At 64.7% G+C, this 15,266-nt stretch carries 15 protein-coding genes; 5 read left to right on the top strand and 10 right to left on the bottom strand.

All coding sequences use genetic code 11. From position 1 onward, the window contains the following. Positions 1–21: 21 nt before the first annotated feature. From RCP80_RS06810 to RCP80_RS06795, 4 genes are all read right to left on the bottom strand, one after another. The gene (locus tag RCP80_RS06810; RefSeq protein WP_308481611.1) at positions 22–1,383 is read right to left on the bottom strand and encodes an MCE family protein; all 1,362 of its coding nucleotides are present in this window, start codon (positions 1,381–1,383) and stop codon (positions 22–24) included. Positions 1,384–1,388: 5 nt separating this feature from the next. After that, positions 1,389–2,243: an MlaE family ABC transporter permease gene (locus RCP80_RS06805; protein ID WP_308481610.1), complete on the bottom strand. Its 855-nt coding sequence runs from the start codon at positions 2,241–2,243 to the stop codon at positions 1,389–1,391. Next, positions 2,240–2,935: an MlaE family ABC transporter permease gene (locus tag RCP80_RS06800; protein WP_308482728.1), complete on the bottom strand. Its 696-nt coding sequence runs from the start codon at positions 2,933–2,935 to the stop codon at positions 2,240–2,242. Before RCP80_RS06800 ends, RCP80_RS06805 begins: the two co-directional genes overlap by 4 nt. 651 nt (positions 2,936–3,586) lie before the next feature. After that, positions 3,587–3,709, bottom strand: a complete 123-nt coding sequence (locus RCP80_RS06795) for a hypothetical protein (RefSeq protein WP_308481609.1) — start codon at positions 3,707–3,709, stop codon at positions 3,587–3,589. Positions 3,710–4,082: 373 nt separating this feature from the next. Here RCP80_RS06795 and RCP80_RS06790 point away from each other — a divergent pair, with 373 nt between their 5' ends. The 5 genes from RCP80_RS06790 (at position 4,083) to RCP80_RS06770 (ending at position 9,094) form a co-directional block, all read left to right on the top strand. Continuing rightward, positions 4,083–4,724, top strand: a complete 642-nt coding sequence (locus RCP80_RS06790; protein WP_308481608.1) for a TetR/AcrR family transcriptional regulator — start codon at positions 4,083–4,085, stop codon at positions 4,722–4,724. A 102-nt stretch (positions 4,725–4,826) separates the two neighbouring features. Then, on the top strand, positions 4,827–5,981 hold the full coding sequence (locus RCP80_RS06785; protein WP_308481607.1) for an acyl-CoA dehydrogenase family protein: 1,155 nt from the start codon (positions 4,827–4,829) through the stop codon (positions 5,979–5,981). Positions 5,982–6,043: 62 nt separating this feature from the next. Continuing rightward, entirely contained in the window at positions 6,044–6,739 is a 696-nt protein-coding gene (locus tag RCP80_RS06780) for a TetR/AcrR family transcriptional regulator (RefSeq protein ID WP_308481606.1), read from the top strand. A gap of 62 nt (positions 6,740–6,801) precedes the next feature. Then, complete coding sequence (locus RCP80_RS06775; RefSeq protein WP_308481605.1) at positions 6,802–7,953, top strand: acetyl-CoA C-acetyltransferase; 1,152 nt, start codon at positions 6,802–6,804, stop codon at positions 7,951–7,953. Position 7,954: 1 nt separating this feature from the next. Continuing rightward, positions 7,955–9,094, top strand: coding sequence for an acyl-CoA dehydrogenase family protein (locus RCP80_RS06770; RefSeq protein WP_308481604.1), 1,140 nt, complete (start codon positions 7,955–7,957; stop codon positions 9,092–9,094). A gap of 8 nt (positions 9,095–9,102) precedes the next feature. Here the strand turns inward: RCP80_RS06770 and RCP80_RS06765 are convergent, their stop codons facing one another. From RCP80_RS06765 to RCP80_RS06740, 6 genes are all read right to left on the bottom strand, one after another. Continuing rightward, positions 9,103–9,966, bottom strand: coding sequence for a PaaI family thioesterase (locus RCP80_RS06765; protein WP_308481603.1), 864 nt, complete (start codon positions 9,964–9,966; stop codon positions 9,103–9,105). Between the two features lie 11 nt (positions 9,967–9,977). After that, a complete protein-coding gene (locus tag RCP80_RS06760) occupies positions 9,978–10,973 on the bottom strand; it encodes an NAD(P)H-dependent flavin oxidoreductase (protein WP_308481602.1) in 996 nt (331 codons plus the stop codon). Between the two features lie 73 nt (positions 10,974–11,046). Beyond that, a complete protein-coding gene (locus tag RCP80_RS06755) occupies positions 11,047–11,826 on the bottom strand; it encodes a maleylpyruvate isomerase family mycothiol-dependent enzyme (protein ID WP_308481601.1) in 780 nt (259 codons plus the stop codon). 4 nt (positions 11,827–11,830) lie between these two features. After that, on the bottom strand, positions 11,831–12,877 hold the full coding sequence (locus RCP80_RS06750) for a phosphotransferase family protein (protein ID WP_308481600.1): 1,047 nt from the start codon (positions 12,875–12,877) through the stop codon (positions 11,831–11,833). A 107-nt stretch (positions 12,878–12,984) separates the two neighbouring features. Then, positions 12,985–14,133: an Rv3169 family protein gene (locus tag RCP80_RS06745; protein ID WP_308481599.1), complete on the bottom strand. Its 1,149-nt coding sequence runs from the start codon at positions 14,131–14,133 to the stop codon at positions 12,985–12,987. After that, complete coding sequence (locus RCP80_RS06740; protein ID WP_308481598.1) at positions 14,130–15,254, bottom strand: phosphotransferase family protein; 1,125 nt, start codon at positions 15,252–15,254, stop codon at positions 14,130–14,132. The genes RCP80_RS06745 and RCP80_RS06740 overlap by 4 nt, the downstream gene beginning before the upstream one ends. Between the last annotated feature and the right edge of the window lie 12 nt (positions 15,255–15,266).

The raw sequence follows: 15,266 nt of genomic DNA, 5'->3' as shown, positions 1-15,266 counted from the left end.
CTTTGCGGGTCGAAGTGGGATCTAGGGTGCGGACGTGCCGTGCGCGGGCTCAACCGACGCGCCCGGGGGCGGCGGGTACAGCGGTGCTCCGTCCGGGCCGTATTGCGCTGCGCCGTAGGGAGGTCCGCCGGGGTACGCCGGCGCCGGGCCCGGTGCCGGCCCCCCGGGATGGCGGATCTTGGCCGGTTCCGGCACCCCCTTGGTGACGGGGAAGTAGTTGGCGATGCCCGGGAATCCGATGCCGGGGTTGGGACGGATGTCCAGGCCGGTTCCGAACCCGGTGTTAGTCACGACCTGACGGACCGGGAACATCTTCGCGGCATCGGGAAGCGAACCGCAGCTGGGTTTTCCGCCGGGTCCCCCCTTGGCGGCGATCAGCGGAAGGTTCTGCGGATACCGGTAGGTGTCATCGCCGAGCAGCAGCCCTGCGTCCACCACCAGCGACTTGCCGTTCGAGCCACCCATCGCGTCGTAGGCCAGCTTGTTGAGGACAATGACCGAACCTTGCATGAGGCAGGTGTAGGTCGGGCTGTATTTTTCCAAGACATCGGTGGTTGGCTCGAGCGCCTTGACTGCGCGCACCAGGTTTTCGGAGTTCGGCGCCAGGAGGTCGACGCCGGAGGAGCCGAAGCCGATCGCGCTGAGCAGCACTCCCTGGAGCGCCTGCGACTGCTCGGTGATGGTGGTGCTGGTGGTCGCGGCCGAATCCAGGACACGCAGAATATCCTCTGCGGCAACGCTATATGCGTCACTGAAGCCCCGCAGTGACCTGAAGTTCTCCCGCACGGTGTCCATCCGAGGGTTCACCGCCTGCAGCACCTGGGTGGCACTTGTGGTGGCCTCCCCGATGCGCTGGCCCTGGCCACGAAGGCCATCGGCCAAAGCCGACAGGGTGGCGTTGAGCTTGGACACATCGACCTGGTCCAACACGCCGACCAGGTTTTGGAAGACGGTGTTGACCTCGGTGCTCACGTTGCGTGACTTGAGGACTGCGCCTCCGGTGAGCTTCTGCGCCGCCGGATCGTTGGGAATGATCAGGTTGACGTACTTGGCGCCGAACGCGGTGGTGGCCTTGATCTCGGCCTCGACGTTGGCAGGGATGTATCGAAGTTGATCGGGCTTGATCTCGAGCTGGAGGTTGACCGGCTCCTTGCCGCCGACGATCTGGCCGACCTGGCCGACTTCCACCCCGCGCAGCTTCACCTTGGCACCCCGTTCCATCACCAGACCGGAGCGCTCAGCGGTCAGGGTGACCGCCGTATAGGTGTGGTGGGCCCCGACGAAGAGCATGGAACACACCACCACGAGAACCACGACCGCGGCGATCAGGCCCAGGGCATACCCGATCGATCGGGACCGGCTGGTTCCGGCTACTGAATTCATCGCGCCTACCCGGAGAGGTTGAAGTTGCCGGACTGGCCGTAGATGGCCAAGGACACGAACACGGTGACGAACACCGCGCTGATCAACGACGTCCGCACGGCCCGACCCACTGCCTCACCGACGCCCGCGGGTCCGCCGGCTGCGGTGTAGCCGTAGTAGGTGTGCACGATCATGATCACGATCGCCATGACGACGGCCTGGAAGAACGACCAGATGACGTCGGTGGGCTGCAGGAAGGTGTTGAAGTAGTGGTCGTAAACACCCGTGGACTGCCCGTAGATGAAGGTTGTCCCGAACCGTGCCGCCAGGAACGACATCAGCATTGCCACGCAGTACAGCGGTATGACCACCACCACTCCGGCGAGTAGTCGAGTCGATGCCAGATACGTCAACGATCTGATGCCCATCACTTCCAGGGCGTCGATTTCCTCGTTGATGCGCATGGCACCGAGCTGCGCGGTGGCGCCGGCGCCGATGGTCGCGGCCAGCGCCACACCCGCCGTCAGGGGTGCGATGAGCCGAACGTTGAGATAGGCGGAGGCAAATCCGGTGAGGGCTTCCACACCGATGTCCGCGAACTGGTTGTAACCCTGCACCGCGATGAGAGCACCGGTGGACAGGGTGAGGAAAGCGACGATCACGATGGTGCCGCCGACTACCGCGAGAGCGCCCACGCCCAAACTCATCTGGGCGATCAGACGAACCACCTCGCCCTTGTAGTGGATGACCGCATCACCCACTGAACGGAACGTCCGTCCGTAGAACTGCGCCTGATCCCCCAGCCTGGCCAGACCATCCAGAAATCCGTCGGCGAGACGCCGCAGTCGCGGCATGGTTCCGCGCGAAACACCCGTGGTCATATCGTCACCTTCACACCGACCGCAGTCGCCAAAATATTGATGAGGAACAAGGCAAGGAATGAGTAGACGACCGTCTCGTTCACGGCGTTTCCCACCCCCGCGGGGCCGCCGGCGGCGGTCGTCCCCTTGAAGCAGGCGATGAGACCGGCGGCGAATCCGAAGATCGCCGCCTTGACGAGACAGATCATCACGTCGGCAAAACCGGTAATCAAGGTCAGTCCCGCCACGAAGGCTCCCGGCGTGACGTCCTGAACGAAGACTGAAAAGGCGAATCCGCCAGTCAATCCCACCAATACGACCAGGGACGACAAGGCGGTGGCAACAATCGTCGCCCCCAGCACCCGAGGCACCACCAGCGCCTGGATGGGGTCGATCCCCATCACCTTGAGCGCATCGAGTTCATCGCGGATCGTCCGGGCCCCGAGGTCCGCGCACATCGCAGTGGCCCCGGCGCCGGCAACGACGAGAACCGTTACGACGGGCCCAATCTGGGTCACAGTGCCGAATGCGGCACCCGTACCGGAGAAGTCTGCCGCGCCGAACTCGACCAACAGGATGTTGAACGTGAACACCAACAGCACGGTGAACGGAATCGACAACATCAAGGTGGGCACGATCGACACTCGCGCCAAAAACCAGCATTGCTGGATCAACTCACGCCAGGCGAAGGGGCGCCTCGGTATCGCGACCATCGTGTCCACCGCGAAGGCAACGAAATCACCGACGGAGCCCAGCGGCTTGGCGACTGTGCTGCGCAATGTCACGCTCTGATCCCTTCGTCTGACCGAACGTTCCGGTGTGGCGTAGGCCACCCCGGTGCCCGCTCTGTGATCGCGTCGAAACTAGACTAAAAAAAAGCTAGTGGCAAGCGCGGGTGGCGTTTGTCGGAAATTGAGTGCCGCGGCGCGCGCGTCCCGGCCGGAAGCGCAGATCCGGCACGGTCGCGGAGATCCGTTGGTACGCAACCCGACGGTCTCGCCATTGGGACCAGCAACCCTCGGGCGGGAACAACGCCTCCATTGGCACGGCCAGGATAGGTGACATCGAGCCCGGTGAGGCGCATATACCGTTGCTGTCCTTGTGTTTCAGAGCGAGTGCGGCACCCGTAAAGCTCACCTCCGAACCCTCCACATTCCTGCCATCGCGGGGTGCGGAAATTCCCGGTTCGGTACCGATAGCGGGCCGGAGCAACGGCGGCTGAGGCCCGATCGCCAAAAAACCGCCAATCCCGGATATCGGCGATAGCCACCCCATGACGGCTCCTTAATTTACGATAAAACGCTGCGCTGCTGCGGACATTGTCCAACTCTCGAACGAGGATGTTGCCCGCGACCTTTCGGCGCTCAGCCCTCTCCGAGCGCCCCGGCGAACAGGGCGGCGATCACCGACCCGCCGCCGTTCAGCGATGCGGGATCACGCATGTGACGATCCAGATCGTCATCGAATCGCATTTCCTGCTGCTTCATGAAGCCGCTCCATCCTGGTTCGCAACGACTCGCACATTTCGCTTCTCGGCGGGACAGCTCCCATTACCCCGAGCAATCTAATACAGTCACACCTGACTGTCTAGCGATCGCCACTCAAGCCACTTCACATCTCCTTGAGGGCAAGCGATCCCGCAGACTATCGGCCAATGCTGCTCAGAAAGTGGGTTTTCGTGGATATCCTGGCGCCGAACATTACTGTCGACGGCGACGTTAATTAGTCGATGATGACTTTATTGACTCAATCCCTCACGCATGCCAACCGCCCGCGGGGAGCGCGCACGGGACCAAGCCACCGGCCATTGGGCCCTGGCTGACTACACTTCACCCAACAGGGAGTACAAGCGAGGTCGCAATGACTGTCCCGTCCGAAGCAGCGGGGAATACCCCCACCGCGCGCCCCAAGCGCGCGCTGCAGGAACGCAGCCGGATCGCCAAACAGCGGATTCTCGATGCCGCGGTGCGCGTGCTGCACCAGCACGGATATGCGAAGACCTCGACGCTTCGCATCCAGGAAGAAGCCGGCGTTTCCCGAGGCGGACTGCTCAACCACTTCCCGTCGCGCGATCAGCTGCTCGTCGCCGCCGTGCACCATCTCGCCATCGAGTGGATCCGCGGCCTCGGAACGCGCACACAATGGGCCGATGATCCCGCCGAGCGGATTGCCGAAGCAATCGACACGATGTGGGCCACCTATTCTCAGCCGTACTTCTGGGCATCGGTCGAGTTGTGGGTCGCCGCACGGTCACACGAGGATCTTCGACTTGCGCTGCTTCCCGAGGAACACATCACGGGCTCCGTCATCCGCGCGTCTACCGATGTGCTCTTCGGGCCCGCCCTATCCAGCCATCCGGCCTACCCGGCGGTACGGGAAATGCTCGTCACGAGCATGCGCGGCGTGGCACTGACCTACGCCATCGAAACCCGTGATCCGGCGAAGGACCCGCACGTCCGGGACTGGAACGCGGTCGCACGGGCCATGCTGCTCGAGACCTAATCCCGGCCCCCGTTTCGCGGCAATCCACGCCGCATACGCGGTCAGGTGGGTGGCGACGCTCAACTATTTTAATCTAAACTATAAATACGTTACCCTCGTGGCGTGACGGCCGAGCTGAACGACGAAGAACAGTTGCTGGTGCAGACGGTGCGGGCGTTCATCGACCGTGAGGTCAAGCCCACCGTGCGCGAGGTCGAGCACGCCAATCAATATCCCGAGGCGTGGATCGAGCAGATGAAACACCTCGGCATCTACGGCCTGGCCATACCCGAGCAATACGGCGGCACCCCGGTCTCGATGCCCTGCTACGTCGAGGTCACCCAGGAACTCGCGCGCGGCTGGATGAGCCTGGCCGGGGCCATGGGTGGGCACACCGTGGTCGCCAAACTGCTGACCCTGTTCGGCACCGACGAGCAAAAACAGCGCTACCTGCCCGCGATGGCCACCGGCGAACTACGCGCCACCATGGCCCTGACCGAACCCGGCGGCGGCTCCGACCTACAAGCCATGACCACCACCGCCCGCACCGACGGCGACGACCTGGTGATCACCGGCGCCAAAACCTGGATCTCCAACGCCCGCCGCTCCGGGCTGATCGCCCTGCTGTGCAAAACCGACCCCACCGCGGTCCCGAAACACACCGGCATCTCGATCGTGCTGGCCGAACACGGCGACGGCCTCACCGTCTCCCGCGATCTACCCAAACTCGGCTACAAAGGCGTCGAGTCCTGCGAGCTGGCCTTCGACAACTACCGCATCCCGGCCACCGCGATCCTCGGCACCACCCCCGGCCACGGCTTCGCCCAAATGATGAAGGGCCTGGAAACCGGGCGCATCCAGGTCGCCGCCCGCGCCCTCGGGGTGGCCACCGCCGCCCTCGAGGACGCCCTGGCGTATGCCCAACACCGCGAAAGCTTCGGCCAACCCATCTGGAAACACCAATCGGTCGGCAACTACCTCGCCGACATGGCCACCAAACTCACCGCCGCCCGCCAACTCACCCACCACGCCGCCACCCGCTACGACAGCGGCGCCCGCTGCGACATGGAAGCCGGCATGGCCAAACTCTTCGCCTCCGAAACCGCCATGGACATCGCCCTGAACGCCGTACGCATCCACGGCGGCTACGGCTACTCCACCGAATACGACGTCGAACGCTACCTACGCGACGCCCCCCTGATGATCGTCGGCGAAGGCACCAACGAAATCCAACGCAACGTCATCGCCGCACAGTTGGTCGCACGCGGAGGGCTATAGACCGTGACACCGGCACCGTTGCACATCTCCATCAGGCAGATCGTTACCCCTAGAATCGAACGATGGCCCGAAGACCGGCAAAGCCAGCCGTAGCATCCGACACCGCGGACGCCAAGAAGTCCGAGCTCACCCGCATCAGGATCTTGGACGCCACGGCCCGAGTCCTCAGCGAGAAGGGCTACGCCGGAACGCGATTGACCGACGTGGCCGCGTATGCGGAACTGCAGGCTCCGGCGATCTACTACTACTTCTCCTCCCGCGACGACCTCATCGAAGAAGTGATGTTCGCCGGCATCAGTGACATGCGGCGGCATCTGCAGGCCGAACTCGACCGCCTGCCGGACGGCGTGTCTCCCATGGACCGCATCGTGTTCGCCGTCGAAACCCACCTGCGGCACGAACTCGAGTTGTCCGACTACACCACCGCGTCCATTCGGAACTCCGGGCAAATCCCGGAACATCTGCGCAGCCGCCAGAAGAAGGAGGCGGCCGCTTACAACCGGATTTGGCGCAAGCTATTCAGTGCCGCTCGCGCCGAGGGCCAGCTGCGCGAGGACCTCGACGAGCAACTCGCCCAAGCGCTCGTTCTCGGCGCGCTGAATTGGACTGCCGAGTGGTGGGATCCACGCCGTGGATCGCTGGACACCATCGTGGCCAACGCGCAGGTGTTCGTCCGCCACAGTCTGGCTCCCCACCCGGCGCGGGCCAACAATGCCGCTGGGACGAGCAAGGGCAAGGCGCGGGCCGCAAAGCGTTGAGCGCACGCCTCGCATCGCACCGAGGTGGCGCGAGCTTTTGATTTTATGTTAAATTAACTGGCATGACTGAAGCCTTTATTGTCGATGCCGTCCGTACTCCCGTCGGAAGGCGTAACGGCGGCCTGTCCGGCGCGCATCCGGCCGATATGGCCGCCCACGTGATCAAGACCTTGGTCGGCCGCCACGACATCGACCCGGCCGCGATCGACGACGTGATCCTGGGTTGCCTGGACAACATCGGCGCTCAGGCCGGCGACATTGCGCGGACCGCCGCTCTGGCAGCGGGTTTGCCCGAATCTGTGCCTGGGGTGACCATCGATCGGCAGTGCGGATCGGCCCAGCAGGCCGTCCATTTCGCCGCGCAGGGCGTGATGAGCGGAACGGCCGACCTGATTGTGGCCGGCGGTGTGCAGAAGATGAGCCAGTTCCCGATTCTTAGTGCGTTCTCCGCTGGAGAACCGTTCGGATCCACCGATCCCTGGACCGACTGCCAGGGTTGGTCGGACCGCTACGGCGATCAGGAGATCTCCCAGTTCCGCGGCGCTGAACTCATTGCCCAGCAGTGGAACCTGACCCGCGAGGACAACGAGAAGTTTGCGCTGGAAAGCCACCGACGCGCCTTGGCGGCGATCGAGGCCGGCTACTTCGACAAGGAGATCACCCCGTTCGCGAATGCGACAGTCGACGAAGGACCTCGCGCGGACACCTCGCTGGAGAAGATGGCGGGTCTGAAGACCTTGGTAGAAGGTGGTGTGCTTACGGCGGCAGTGGCCAGCCAGATCTCCGACGGCGCCGCGGCGCTGCTGGTGGCCTCGCAGGCCGCCGTCGACCGATTCAACCTCACACCGCGGGCCCGCATTCATCACATCTCGGTGCGCGGCGCCGATCCGGTGATGATGCTGACGGCGCCGATTCCGGCTACCCAGCACGCCCTCAAGCGCGCCGGAATGTCAATCGGGGACATCGATGCCGTCGAGATCAACGAAGCATTCGCTCCCGTCGTCCTGTCCTGGCTGGCCGAGCTGGAAGCAGACCCGGCGCGGGTCAACCCCAACGGCGGCGCGATCGCGCTGGGGCATCCGATCGGATGCACCGGTGCCCGACTGATGACCTCGCTGCTGCACCACCTCGAGCGCACCGGCGGTCGCTACGGCCTGCAGACCATGTGCGAGGGCGGCGGCCAGGCCAACGTCACCATCATCGAACGGCTCTGACGTGCGCCGGTCACTCTACGAGGCCGACCACGAGGCCTACCGGGAAACAGTAAGGGAGTTCCTGGCCCGCGAAGTCGTTCCCCGCCAAGACGAGTGGGACCGGGAGCGCTGGATTGACCGGGACGTATTCGGTCGTGCCGCCAAGGCCGGTATCTATGCACTGCAGATCGGAGAGCAATACGGCGGGGCCGGTGAGCCCGACTACCGCTACCGCATGGTGGTATGCGAGGAAATTGCTCGCATCAACGCACTGTCATTCGGTCTCACGGTCAGCCTCCAGGACGACCTGGTGCTGCACTACTTGTTGGACCTGACCAACGAGGAACAGAAGCAGCGCTGGTTGCCCGGGTTCGCCGCAGGTGAGTTGATCGGCGCCTTGGCCATGACCGAACCCGGCGCCGGTAGCGATCTGCGTGGCATCCGCACCACGGCCCGGCGCGACGGTGACAACTGGATCTTGAACGGCCAGAAGACGTTTATCTCCAGCGGCATCATGGCCGACTTGGTCATCGTTGCCGCCCGCACCGGAGAGAAGCTGAGCCTCTTCGTAGTAGAAGGTGACTCCCCCGGCTTCGAGCGCGGGCGCAAACTCGACAAGATCGGCTTGCCGGCGCAGGACACCGCCGAACTGTTCTTCCGCGACGCGGTAGTCCCCGCCGCGAACCTCCTCGGAGAGGAGGGCCGCGGGCTCGGCCACTTGATGAGTCACCTGCCCCGGGAGCGACTTGGAGTGACCGCCAAGGCGATGGCGACAACCCGAGCGATCTTTGAGATAACGACCGAATACTGCCGGCAGCGCCAGGCTTTCGGTGCCCCACTGATCGACAAGCAGCACGTGCGGTTCGAGCTAGCCGAGATGGCCACCGAGATCGATGTCGCCCAGTCCTACACCGATCAATCGGTGCTCGCCTACAACGCCGGCGAACTCACCCCGGTCGACGCGGCCAAGGGCAAATGGTTTGTCAGCGAGCTGCAGAAACGCGTCATCGACCGTTGTCTGCAGCTACACGGCGGATACGGCTACATGACCGAATACCCGGTTGCGCGTGCCTATGTCGACACTCGGGTCCAGACCATCTACGGCGGTACCACCGAGATCATGAAAGAGATCATCGGCCGCGACCTCGCCGCCGGCGGCTAGCCGCCGGCTCAGGCGTTGGTCGTCGGCGCGAAGTCCTCGACGAACCGGGCAGTCACTGTCGACAACGTGCACAACGTCCCGTCGGCAGTGCGGCCCGATACCTGCGCCACGGCAAAACGCCTGCCCATATGAACTACGCTCGCTTCCAGACTCACCGAGGCGCCTGGCAAGCCCGACCGGAAGTACAACGTGTGAATCTGTGCGGTGCTCAATGCCGGGTTCTGCGCGGCAATCGCTTCTGACCCGGCAATCTCCGCCATGCAGGCCCAGATGCCGCCGTGCAGGATCCCGAAATCGTTGACCCAACCGGAGACGTCGTCCAAATGAACGCCGGCGCCGTCGTCGGTGTGGCTTCGGGTGAGGCCCAGATGTTCGGTGATGGACGTCGCAGACTTTCGCGTGTTGACGCCTGCCACCGGAGCGAGCGGCACCTCACTTTTCGCAGGGACAAATACGCACCGTGTGGTTGCCAGCGCCACTGCCGACTCGTCTGTATCGGTGACAACCCCATGAACGAGTCCGCCGCCCTGCTCCATCCGCGTCGGGGTCGCCCAGGCGTGCAGGGCCTCCCCAGGTTCGACGGGCCGGACGAAATCGAGGGTCAGTTCGGTCGTGACTGACCACGTGGCGGGCGGACGGAGCAGATACGGCACCTCCCCGAGTGTGTGATCGGCCAGCAACGCCAACACGCCCGCCTGAACCTGGCCTCGGTCGTCGAGCGCCCAGGTGTCTAGCTGGATGTCGGTGTGGCTGTCCCCGTCGCGAGGGTTGCAGGAGTGCAGCCCGAATCGCGCCTCGACCGACGTCGGCTTGCTGACCAGGCAGGCCGACTCCCTGCCGTTTGGTGTTGCGGCAACCCGAGATTCACTCACTGGGGACGCCGTCATCGGCTCGCCGACACCGTCTCGACCACAGCGCCGCCAAGTCGTTCCGTGATCAGTTCCTCGGCCTCGGTCACCATGCGGGACACCAACTCGCCACAGGTCGGGATGTCGTTGATTAGACCCATCGAGGTACCGACCCACCAGATCCCCGCGTCCAGGTCACCGGTTTCGTACACCTTGTTGCCGCGCACGCCGGCCACCAGATCCTTGACGTCCTCGAACTGACCGCCGTCGTTGAGGATCTGCACAACCTCACGGGACACCGCATTGCTGGCCACGCGGCCCGTGTTGCGCAGTGGGCGGAAGATCAGTTCGGTGTCGAGTTCGGTTCCGGCGACGATGGCTTCCTTGACGTTCTGATGAATCGGCGACTCGGCCGTGCACATGAAACGCGACCCCATGTTGATCCCGTCGGCACCCAACGCCAGCGCGGCCACCAGGCCACGGGCATCGGCGAACCCACCGGAGGCGACCATCGGGATCTCGATCTGGTCCGCGGCCGCCGGGATCAGCACCAGGCCCGGAATGTCGTCCTCACCCGGATGCCCCGCGCACTCGAAACCATCAATGCTGATGCCATCCACACCCAGGCTCTGCGCCTTGACCGCATGCCGCACCGAAGTGCACTTGTGCAACACCTTGATCCCGTTGTCATGGAACATCGGCAGATGCGGCGCCGGGTTCGAGCCCGCGGTCTCCACGATCTTGATCCCGGCATCCACGATCACCTGCCGGTACTCGTCATACGGCGGCGGGTTGATCGACGGCAGGATGGTCAGGTTCACCCCGAACGGCTTATCCGTCAGATCCCGCGTCTTGGCGATCTCATTGGCCAGATCCGCCGGCGTCGGCTGCGTCAACGCGGTCAAGAACCCCAACGCCCCCGCATTCGCCACCGCCGCCACCAACTCCGCGCGACCCACCCACTGCATACCGCCCTGAGCGATGGGATGCTCCACCCCGAATACCTCGGTGAACTTCGTCTTCAACGCCATCATGCTTCCTCACTGTGATGCGGGTCTGCCTGGGATCCGGCCGATCCCGGCTCGCCCGCGGACATCGCGATGCTCATACAACGTTTACTGCATCCAGGAACGTCGCCGCGTACTCGGTGTCTCCGCTGACAGTCACGTCCCGTTTCCGCCACTCGACCCGTCGCGTCGCCCATTCCGGGAACTCCGCTGCAGAAGCCGTGATTTCGGCGGCCGACGCCACGGACTGGGCGGTGATGGTTGCGTCTGGAAGCACGGTCCAGCTTCCGCCGCCGGCGCCGGCCAGGTTGACCCGTATCGGAGCGGTCAGCCAGGAGTGCCGCGCGACCCGAAGTTGGTTGCCGAGCACCGCGAGCATCCATTCGAGAACCACCGCCACGGCATTCGCATCCGAGGGCGGCGGAGCCAGCCCCAGTGCGGGGGCGAGGTCGTGCCGCAGATGCGTGTAGTGATCGAAAACCATGGCGCTACCCACCAGCAGATTCGCCGGGAAGCGTCCCAGTTCGGCAAGCGGCACTCGGATACGCGACAGCGGGCTGGCATCGACGATCCGGGCCAACCGAATGAGGCGCAGGCTCCACCGTTCATACTCCGCCAAGACCTGTGCTGGGGCGAACTGCCGACGCTGCTCGACCAACACGTCATTCAACTTCTCAATATCGTTGCTGCGCAGTATTTCCAGCGCGCCCACGGTGAAGATTGCGCGGCAACCGGCCCCCATATGTGCCACCACGTCTTGAACGCTCCAGCCCTCGGCACGGCTGGGGGTCGCCCATTGTCCGTCGGTGAGCCCGCGGCACATCTCTAGGAGCAAGGCACGTTCAGCGCGCAGCGCAGCGATGCGGCTGGGGGTCATCGGATCACACCTGCCGGAGGTGTGCGGCAGCGGACGTCAGGAGCGTCGCAATCGAGGTGTCGAGGTCACCGAGGTCGACGGCTCCGTGGTCGCCCATCATGCCCTTGCGGCGTCGAATCAGCACTCCCTGCAGCAGGCTGGCGGCCCGCCATTGGGAGAACGCACGGTAGTAGTCGATGCGGTCGATCGGCACACCGGAGACCTCGCTGTAGATGCGGACCATCTCCTCGCGGTCGGGGAATCCCCCAGCGCGCGTGGGACTCGGCATCACGATGGCCGGGTCTTCCGGTGCGCGCCAGTCGTCGAGCAGCCAGGCGAGATCGGCGAGCGGGTCACCGATGGCGGTCAACTCCCAATCAAGTACCGCGGTGACCGTGCCGTCGTCGATCAGGGTGTTCGACAGGCGGAAGTCGCCGTGCATCACCACCGAGCGACCCTGCGGCGGGGCGGATCGAACCAAATTGTCGCGTAGCGTTTGCCATCCAGCATCGTGGCGGCTCTCACGCCCGTTGGCGTCCCAGGCCTGCGTGACGCGCCGAATCTGTCGTTCGAGGTACGGCGTGCGAGACTCGGGAAGGCCCAGCACATCGGTGTCGAGGGTGTGCAGACGCCCCAGGATGGATGCAACCTGGTGTCCGACGTCTTGACGCTGCTCGAGCGTCAGTTCCTCGGCGTCCTGCTCGGTCTCCAAGGCACGACCGCTGACCCGATCCATCACGAAAAACGAGGTGCCACTGGGCGACTGTCCGGTCCCGACGACACGCGGTACCGGAATTCCGCTGGCAGCCAGCGACGAAATGATGCGGGCTTCACGATGGACGTCATGGGCGGTGCTCATCGCCTTGCCCGGCGGCGGCTCGCGCAGGATCCACTCCCGCCCAGACTGATCGGTCACGCACGACGTGATGTTCGATTGCCCGAAACCCACCCGTGCGATCGTTACCGGACCGTGCACCTGTTGGCCGTTGCGTTCAAGCCAATCCGCCACCGTGGCGGGCTGGTCGCACATCGATGGCGCCGCCTCGATGGTCGGCGCGTTGGGCTCGGTCATCAGCACTCCTGTTTGATCGTGGCCGCCGGCATCGCGAGTTTTTTGATTCTTGGTTAAATCATACCCATCGCCGGGACCCGCCGGTGGGGACAGGGCTCACGCGGGGTTCAGCGATAGTCGCGGCTGGGAAGTCCCAGCTCCGGGAACCGGCCCACGGCCTCCGATTGAAACCCGCACCAACCGCTTTCGCCGGTTGCCTCGTCGGTGATCCGCGCGACGGACTGGCGCAGCTGATGCAGCCGCGGCTGCAGTTCGGGTTTCTCGATGTCGTCGATTCGCTCACCATCGACGGCCAACCGGCCGCGGTCTTCACCGTGATAATGCCCGTTCCACCCGTAGTAGAGGCCGGGCCCCAGGCACGAGGCGGCTCCGCCGAGCGGTTCGACGACAAAGCGACGTTTCGTCCCGTCCGCCATCTCGCAGTCGAATTTCAGCTCGAGGAGCTGGCCGGTCGAGGGGTCGAATCGGTGTTGCATGGTGGTGGTAACCGCCGCCAGCTGGGTGCCATCCGGTCGAACGAGACGAGTGTTGTCCTCGGCGACGGTGCCGCGGGGTCCTTCGCTGATCCAGTGGGACAGGTGGATCGCGTACTCGCCGTCTTGTCCGCGAATCAACCCGGGGGCCCACGCCATCCGAAAGTTCGTGTCCGCACCGATCTCATCCGCTCGCGCATCCGCGGCTGGCGGACCGATGTGCGGTCGAATACCCCACGAATGGTCCCGCAGTTGGAACGAGTTCGATTGGGTCAGCTCGTAGACCTTTCCGGCCACCTCGATCCGGCCCTCGGCGGAGCCGGTCTGGATGTAGCGCGTGACGTCGTCGGTGGTGCGGTAGCCGCGCACGACGGTGTTGCGTTCGGTCCACGGCCGGGTGTGCCCGTGCAGCGTCAGGTCGAACGCGATCGGCTGCACATCGTTCGGCTCGAGAATGCAGCGCACCGCCGCCAGCGGCTCGACCACCTCGTACCGCAACGGCCCCACCGTCGTTGCAGTGGGCTCCGGATAAAGGCGCCGGCTACCCCGCACGGTGTACTGGATCTTCCCGACGGTGACCATCCCGAACCCGTCGAAGACGTTGCGGTTCAGGTATCGGCCCATCCCGAAGGCCACATGCACGTGGCCGTCCGTGTCGCCCGCGCCGGCCCAAACCCGTTCGGTCCAGGCCGGATCGGTTGTTGCTGCCTCGGCGAAGGTGCCGACGTGTTGATGGACGAGGAGTTCGTCGGCGTCGGTGAGTTGCGGTGCCCGCGGGGTCATGACAGTGCCTCCAAATCGTCGAGGGCGTCGAGCGAGTCGAGATCATCGAAGGTCGCAAGCAACCGGTCGAGCCACGTCGTGACCAGCCGCCAGCCACGTTCGTTCATATCCACCGCCCGCGCTATCGACACGTTGTTCTGCAATCCGTGGAAGGCGCCCAGCCGGAGGTCCAGCAGGCAATCCTCCGCCGAATAACCGGTCACGCCAAGCTCGGCCAGGCGAGCCTGGTAGGTACGCAGCAGATCGTGTTGGTGCTCCCGGCGCACATCAGTGGGGGTCGATGCACCGAGAAAGCCGCCGAGGTCCCGGCCCGAATGGGCGACCGACACTGTTTGCCAGTCCACCACGACCGGCCGGCTTGCGCCGCACGTCGGAAGCAACATGTTGTCCGGCCGGTAGTCGCCGTGCACCAAACTCTTCGGGCGCCCCGCCGACACCCACCAACGATCGGCGCGCTCGACAAAGCGGCCGAGGACCCGGTCGGTCGCGCTTCTCGGCTCGATCCCGAGCGCGCTGCGAAAGTGCTCGATATTGCGCGCCACTATCCGCTGGTAACGCAGGCCCTCTTCCGCCGTCGGTGGTTTGAGCAGGTTGTCCCCTTCTGGGAAGGGTCCGTTCCAGAGCGGGGCGTGCAGGCCGGCGAGATTGACCATCGCTCCGTGCAACTCGGCCGGCTGGAGTGCGGCGAACTCGTCGCCGGGACTTGCGGGCGCAATATCCTCGAGCAGCAGGACAAACTGGTCGCACTCGGGCGCAATCCACTGCGCGTAGCTTCGCGGCACCCGGACCTCGAGCTTCGGTGCGAGATCGCGGTAGAACCGTACTTCCTGCTCGTAGAAGCCCGGGCGGCCCGCGAAGCCAAACCCCAGGCGGCCGGTGCGCCGGCTTGCCTCGCCGTCCGGGGCGTACTTGAGCACAAGGGTTTTCGGGGCGGTCTTCGCTTCGCCGGTGAACGTCATCGTGAAGCGCTGGGCCGCGGCCATCATGCCGTTGCCGATCGGCTGTGCTCGGAAGTCAGTGACTTCGACATCATGGCCGGCCTGCTGCAAACACCTTGTCAGCCACCCCGTGGTGACGTCCGCGGCCGTCGTGGGGGCGGGCGCACTCGAGTAGTTGACCAACAGGCTTCCCAA

It is taken from the genome of Mycolicibacterium sp. MU0053 (assembly GCF_963378095.1).
GTDB classification, from domain to species: domain Bacteria; phylum Actinomycetota; class Actinomycetes; order Mycobacteriales; family Mycobacteriaceae; genus Mycobacterium; species Mycobacterium burgundiense.
The sequence above is the reverse complement of the archived record's forward strand: the minus strand, read 5'-3'. Positions and strand labels throughout refer to the sequence as shown.

Bases quoted from the DNA above. Each gene is read 5' to 3' on its own strand.
- RCP80_RS06810 (WP_308481611.1), bottom strand. From the start codon at position 1,383: ATGAATTCAGTAGCCGGAACCAGCCGGTCCCGATCGATCGGGTATGCC.
- RCP80_RS06805 (WP_308481610.1), bottom strand. From the start codon at position 2,243: ATGACCACGGGTGTTTCGCGCGGAACCATGCCGCGACTGCGGCGTCTC.
- RCP80_RS06800 (WP_308482728.1), bottom strand. From the start codon at position 2,935: ATGGTCGCGATACCGAGGCGCCCCTTCGCCTGGCGTGAGTTGATCCAG.
- RCP80_RS06795 (WP_308481609.1), bottom strand. From the start codon at position 3,709: ATGAAGCAGCAGGAAATGCGATTCGATGACGATCTGGATCGTCACATG.
- RCP80_RS06790 (WP_308481608.1), top strand. From the start codon at position 4,083: ATGACTGTCCCGTCCGAAGCAGCGGGGAATACCCCCACCGCGCGCCCC.
- RCP80_RS06780 (WP_308481606.1), top strand. From the start codon at position 6,044: ATGGCCCGAAGACCGGCAAAGCCAGCCGTAGCATCCGACACCGCGGAC.
- RCP80_RS06775 (WP_308481605.1), top strand. From the start codon at position 6,802: ATGACTGAAGCCTTTATTGTCGATGCCGTCCGTACTCCCGTCGGAAGG.
- RCP80_RS06760 (WP_308481602.1), bottom strand. From the start codon at position 10,973: ATGGCGTTGAAGACGAAGTTCACCGAGGTATTCGGGGTGGAGCATCCC.
- RCP80_RS06755 (WP_308481601.1), bottom strand. From the start codon at position 11,826: ATGACCCCCAGCCGCATCGCTGCGCTGCGCGCTGAACGTGCCTTGCTC.
- RCP80_RS06750 (WP_308481600.1), bottom strand. From the start codon at position 12,877: ATGACCGAGCCCAACGCGCCGACCATCGAGGCGGCGCCATCGATGTGC.
- RCP80_RS06745 (WP_308481599.1), bottom strand. From the start codon at position 14,133: ATGACCCCGCGGGCACCGCAACTCACCGACGCCGACGAACTCCTCGTC.